Origin of the sequence: Gemmobacter caeni (genome assembly GCF_003054195.1) — a bacterium.
GTDB classification, from domain to species: Bacteria; Pseudomonadota; Alphaproteobacteria; order Rhodobacterales; family Rhodobacteraceae; genus Gemmobacter; species Gemmobacter caeni.
In genome coordinates this window covers 1-4,653 of the sequence record NZ_QBKP01000053.1, presented here as the reverse complement: position 1 = coordinate 4,653, position 4,653 = coordinate 1, and the positions used below count along the sequence as shown (strand labels likewise).

Genomic DNA, 4,653 nt, shown 5'->3' with positions numbered 1-4,653 from the left:
GGCAGCGCCCGGAACCGCGCGGTGAAGGTCTGGGTGTCATGCCCGCCATCGACAGGCACCGAGAGTTTGACGGTGTGCGAGAACTCGGGCTTTTGCAGCAGCTTGAACAAGGGAAGGCTCCTTCAGGTGAATGCGAGGGTCAGCTGGTCATTGCCGGTGTCCGGCAGCGGCACGCCGCGCAGCGGCCATTCGACGATGCGGTTCTGCTGTTCGAGCCCGGCGGGGCGCTGCAGTTGCAGGCGCGGCACCGTCAGGGTGCAGATCTTCCCGGCGCCGGTGCCATGCACGAGGCTCAGCGGCACCAGACCGCCCGCCGCCGCCAGCGCATAGGGGTTCAGCGTGGCCAGCGGCACCGCCTCGACGGTGAAGTCGATCATCTCGGAGATCTTCTCGATGATCACGCTTTCCGAGCCGATCAGGAACCGGGTCGAGACGGTATTGCCAAGGTTCAGCGCCAGCGAGCGCAGCACCAGCGCGGTCGCATCCACCGTGAACGTGGGCGTATTGGCCGAGGTCGCCACCTGCGGGAACTGGCTGAGCTGGGTGCCGAGCGTGACCGTGGGCAGCGCCTGCGACGACGGCTGCACGAAGAGCCCGGTCAGCTCCGCCTCCAGATAGACGATGCCCTGGGCATTGACCCGCAGCGTGCCGGTGCCGCGCGCGCCGAGGATCTTGTAGAGCGTGCCCGCGATATTGAGGCAGATCGTGGCCGAGGAATGGTTCTTCGACACCCGGCTGTAGGTCACCGAAGCCCCGGCGGCGATCACCTCGGCAAAGCCAAGCGCCTTCAGGACCGGTCCGAAGGCCGGAGCGCTGCCCGCCGTGCCCGACCCCTTCAGCTCGACCTTGAAGGAGAGCTTCGCATGCAGCCCGGTCGGAATGGTGCCCGAGGCGCCCATCCACGGCATCTCGAGCGCCCGGTCCACATCCTGCCCCTCCATCGGCGAGAGCCGCACATCGGTGGCAAGGATCGCATTCGCCGCGCCGGTGGGCGTGGCATCGACCCCGTAGCTGGTCTCGGTCTTGAGGAGGAGGGTTTTCTCGTCCCAGTAAAGCGGCATTTATTCCTCCTTTACGGCGGGTTTTGCGGGCTTTGCCGCAGGCGGTTTCGGGGGAGCGGCCTCGTCGAGCGGGGTCAGGCTGCCATCGGCATTGCGGATGTAGCTGCCGCCCTCTGCGGGCAGCGGATGGGGCGCGGTCATCGCGAGATCCTCAGCTGGTTGGAAAGGGCGAGGTCGATCTGGTAGAGGATCAGCCCCGCATTCATGCTCATCAGGCTGCCCCGGACGAGCCGCAGCACCCCGGTGGCGGGACCGGCCGGGCACCAGCCGCACAGCGCGCCCAGCACCGCATCGATCAGCGCCTTCAGCGGATCGCCGCCGCGCTGGCCCGCCGCGTCATGCACCCGCAGCGCCAGCATCACCGTCAGGATCTCGTCGGTATCCTGCACATAGGCCCCGGCGGCGGCCGCGACATGGCCGCCCTGAATGCCCGCAGGCAGCACGAAGGCGGCAGGCGTCTTCGCGGGCAGCTTGCCCGCCTCGATCAGCCTGCCAAAATCGACCGCCCCCGCGACCCGGCCGGTCAGGGCCGGGACCGTATCCGACAGCCGTGCGGAGATCGCCCCGATCATCAGATGTAGCCCCGCAGGTTCTCTGCGGTCAGCGGGCGGTCGCGGTCGGTGAGCCGCGCGCCGGTGCCGCCGGTTTCCACCGGGGCAAGCGTGGTGGCATGCAGCACGACAGACCCGGCGGCCATGCCCTCGAGCGTCTTCATCGCCTCCTTGTAATCGGCTTCGATCTTCTCGTCGGGCTTGTAGACATGCAGTTTCCAGATCGCGATGGCCTCGGCGATCTCGCGGATCTCCGGCGGCGTCCCGGCCAGCGGCACCACGAAGCGGGTGCCGAGGCGGCCGTTGATCGTGGCATCGGCATTGGCCAGCGCCCGCGCCACCACCCCGGTATCGATCGCCCCAGCCGGGGGCGTCGCGCGGTCGGTGATGCCGAGCAGCATGTCGGCGCCATAGCGTTCGGTCAGGTTCTCGAGCGTGGCATAGGTCATCGGATACAGGGCTTTCCGGCAGGGGATCGGCCCCGGCGGCGCGCAGGCCGCCGGATGGCGCTAGAGGGTTTCGAGATCGTCCCAGCTGGCCCCGGCCAGCGCGCCGGTGCCCTTCAGCCCGGTGAACTCGCTCAGGGTCAGCGGGATCGGGTCACCCGGGGCAAAGCGGTAGCCGTCATGCTCGATGGCGCTGGCCACCGTGGCGATCCGGCGCTCGGGCACGAATACCACATCCGAACCCTCAGGCAGGATCGGGGCGGTACCGCTGCCGACCGCAGCAACGGCCTGAAGCAGGGCCGCCTCTGCCGGATCCGGGGGGATGGCGGGGGTGATGGCCGGGGCGCTTTCCCCGGCCGGGGGTGCGGGACGCTTTGCCATGTCACTGCACCGCGTTCTGGACGAAGTAGCCGACGTCCTTTGCGATCACGAGTTCCTTGACCCGCTCGCCCGTCCGCACCCGGTAGCCGCCCTGCAGCCCGACATCCGGGTCTTCGATCCGGCCCGAGATCCGGCTGCCATATTCGGCGGTGGCGCCGAAGGTGATGCCGCCGCGCTCGACCGAGGCGCCGGGGTTGAGGTGCAGCATGGCCAGATGCTTGCCCCAGCACCGGCTGAGCGACGGCGCCTGACCGGGCTTCGCGGTATTCACCCAGGCATCGCCGATCAGCAGCCGTTGCAGCCCCTCGCCCGAGAAGAGCTCGATGAACTGCTCGCGGCTCACGAGGCCCGAGGTCTGGGTGCCGCCCTTGATCGCATTGACGATGATCGGGTGCGAGGACAGCTTCGACCAGACCGGCCGCCCCATCACCCAGGTATTCGGGCGATAGACCAGCGTCGATTCCTGCCCGGTCTTCAGCGCGGTGATCGGGTCCGAATTGGCGTAATCCGACCATTGCGATGTGCCCGACAGCGTGACCCTTTTGTCGGCGGCATAGGTGTTGAGGTTGTGGACCAGCCCCGCCACCCGCACCTCGCGGATGTTCTGCAGCACATCGGTCAGCATCTCGACCGCATGGCTTTCCGGGTCGATGGCCGACAGGCCCCGGGCGCGGGCATTGGCGGCGGCCTCGACATCGGAATGCACGATGGGTGCGTCGAAGCCGTAATCCTCGACGGCGGATTCCTTCTCCTCGCCGGTGAACTCCAGCTGCTGCACGCGGCCCTTGCGGCCGACACGGCCGTCAGGAATGGCGAAGGCATCGGCCAGCGGATATTCGGTCCATTTGAAGATCTCGCCGCCGACCGTCTGACGCGGCAGAACCTCGTCGGCGATATAGGTGATCGACGGATTGCGATAACCGACCGAGATGGCGGTCAGGACGGGATCGACGGTAAACGGGCGTTTCGGGGCCATGGGTTACTCCTCTCAGGCGCGGTCGAGCAGGCTCGGCGCGAGCCAGATGTCGATGATGTCGCCGGCAACCCCCGGCTGGATGGCGAAGCCGACCACCCGGCGGGTGGTGGCAGCGGCGGCGCTGGCCGCGATGGCCTTGCCCTCGGCATCCGCCATCAGCGGCGCCCCGGCGGTGACGGTGCCGCCCAGATCGACCGCCGCCATGCCCGCCAGCACGACATCACACATGCCGCCCGCATCGGCGCCCATCGCCTCCGACACCCCGAGGGCGGGGGCGGTCGCGGTCGCGGCCTGCGCGATCTTCGACGAGGCGGCGGCATCGGAGAAGGCCACGATGCGGCGGCCCGCGATGGCGGCCGAGGCCTCGAAGGCCCGGATGAAGGTCGGGATCATTGCTTGCCCTCCGAAACGGCGGTGACGGCGGCGGTCCAGCCGAGGTCGATCCCGGCGGCCTTCTGCTTCGCCTGATAGGCCCGCGCCCGGGTGACCAGATCGCCGCTGTCGGCGGCCTGCAGCGCGATCTCGCCCGAGGGCAGTTCGGCGGTGACCGTGGGCATGGCGCCGATCAGCTCCTCGGTGCCCTGCGCATCGGCCATATGCATGGCGATGTAGCGCTCGCGCATCGGCTTCACGCCGACCCGGCCCTCGCTGATCGCGCCGTCCACGAAGGCGGTGGCCCGGTCGCGGGCGGTGGTGTCCTGCAGCGCCTTCAGCCGGGTCGAGACATCGGCCAGTTCGGATTGCAGGGCGGTGATCTCGGCCGGTTGCGCGGTGGTCCGCGCCTGCGCGGCGGCGAGGATCGCCTCGGGCGTGGCTTCGGTCACGCCAAGCGCCAGCCCGATCTGGCCCAGGTGCGACTGCAGCGCGGTCTGCGGCTGCTTCAGGGTTCCGATGGCCCCGAGGATCTGATCCTCGGTGGCATCATCGGCAAGGCCCAGGGCCTTGGCGACGGCAGGGGTCATGGAGGTCTCCATATGCAGGGAAGTGAGGCCCCGGAAATTGGGCCGGTTGGTCAGCGAGGCGCGGGCGATGGCGAGGATGCGTTTGGCGCCGTCATGGATCACCGCCGGGCTGATCCCGAGATAGGCCCGGTCGGCCACCAGGGCGCGGCCGGTCTCGGTCCAGTCCACCCGGCCCCAGATGCCGTCGGCGCGCGCCTGCAGCTCGACGACATAGCCCCGGGCGGGCGAGGCCTCGCCACGCGGGGCGGCGAGGTCGATGGCATGGTTCTCGTCGAT

General features: G+C 69.1%; 8 protein-coding genes. All 8 read right to left on the bottom strand.

Annotated elements, in window-relative coordinates:
* Positions 1-122: 122 nt before the first annotated feature.
* Positions 123-1,061 carry a phage tail tube protein gene (locus C8N34_RS25525; RefSeq protein ID WP_108131042.1) on the bottom strand — a complete coding sequence of 313 codons (939 nt, stop codon included), beginning with the start codon at positions 1,059-1,061 and terminating at the stop codon, positions 123-125.
* Positions 1,062-1,202 (bottom strand): hypothetical protein, encoded by a 141-nt coding sequence (locus C8N34_RS26580; RefSeq protein ID WP_170120584.1) that lies wholly within the window; start codon positions 1,200-1,202, stop codon positions 1,062-1,064.
* On the bottom strand, positions 1,199-1,633 hold the full coding sequence (locus tag C8N34_RS25520) for a phage tail terminator protein (RefSeq protein ID WP_108131041.1): 435 nt from the start codon (positions 1,631-1,633) through the stop codon (positions 1,199-1,201). Before C8N34_RS25520 ends, C8N34_RS26580 begins: the two co-directional genes overlap by 4 nt.
* A complete protein-coding gene (locus C8N34_RS25515; RefSeq protein ID WP_108131040.1) occupies positions 1,633-2,061 on the bottom strand; it encodes a gp436 family protein in 429 nt (142 codons plus the stop codon). Before C8N34_RS25515 ends, C8N34_RS25520 begins: the two co-directional genes overlap by 1 nt.
* Positions 2,062-2,121: 60 nt before the next feature.
* On the bottom strand, positions 2,122-2,439 hold the full coding sequence (locus C8N34_RS25510; protein ID WP_108131039.1) for a hypothetical protein: 318 nt from the start codon (positions 2,437-2,439) through the stop codon (positions 2,122-2,124).
* Between the two features lies 1 nt (position 2,440).
* The gene (locus C8N34_RS25505) at positions 2,441-3,415 is read right to left on the bottom strand and encodes a capsid protein (protein ID WP_108131038.1); all 975 of its coding nucleotides are present in this window, start codon (positions 3,413-3,415) and stop codon (positions 2,441-2,443) included.
* 12 nt (positions 3,416-3,427) lie between these two features.
* Positions 3,428-3,808: a capsid cement protein gene (locus C8N34_RS25500; protein WP_108131037.1), complete on the bottom strand. Its 381-nt coding sequence runs from the start codon at positions 3,806-3,808 to the stop codon at positions 3,428-3,430.
* A partial coding sequence (locus tag C8N34_RS25495) for a phage protease (RefSeq protein ID WP_108131036.1) occupies positions 3,805-4,653 on the bottom strand: 849 nt, incomplete at its 5' end. The genes C8N34_RS25495 and C8N34_RS25500, both read right to left, overlap by 4 nt.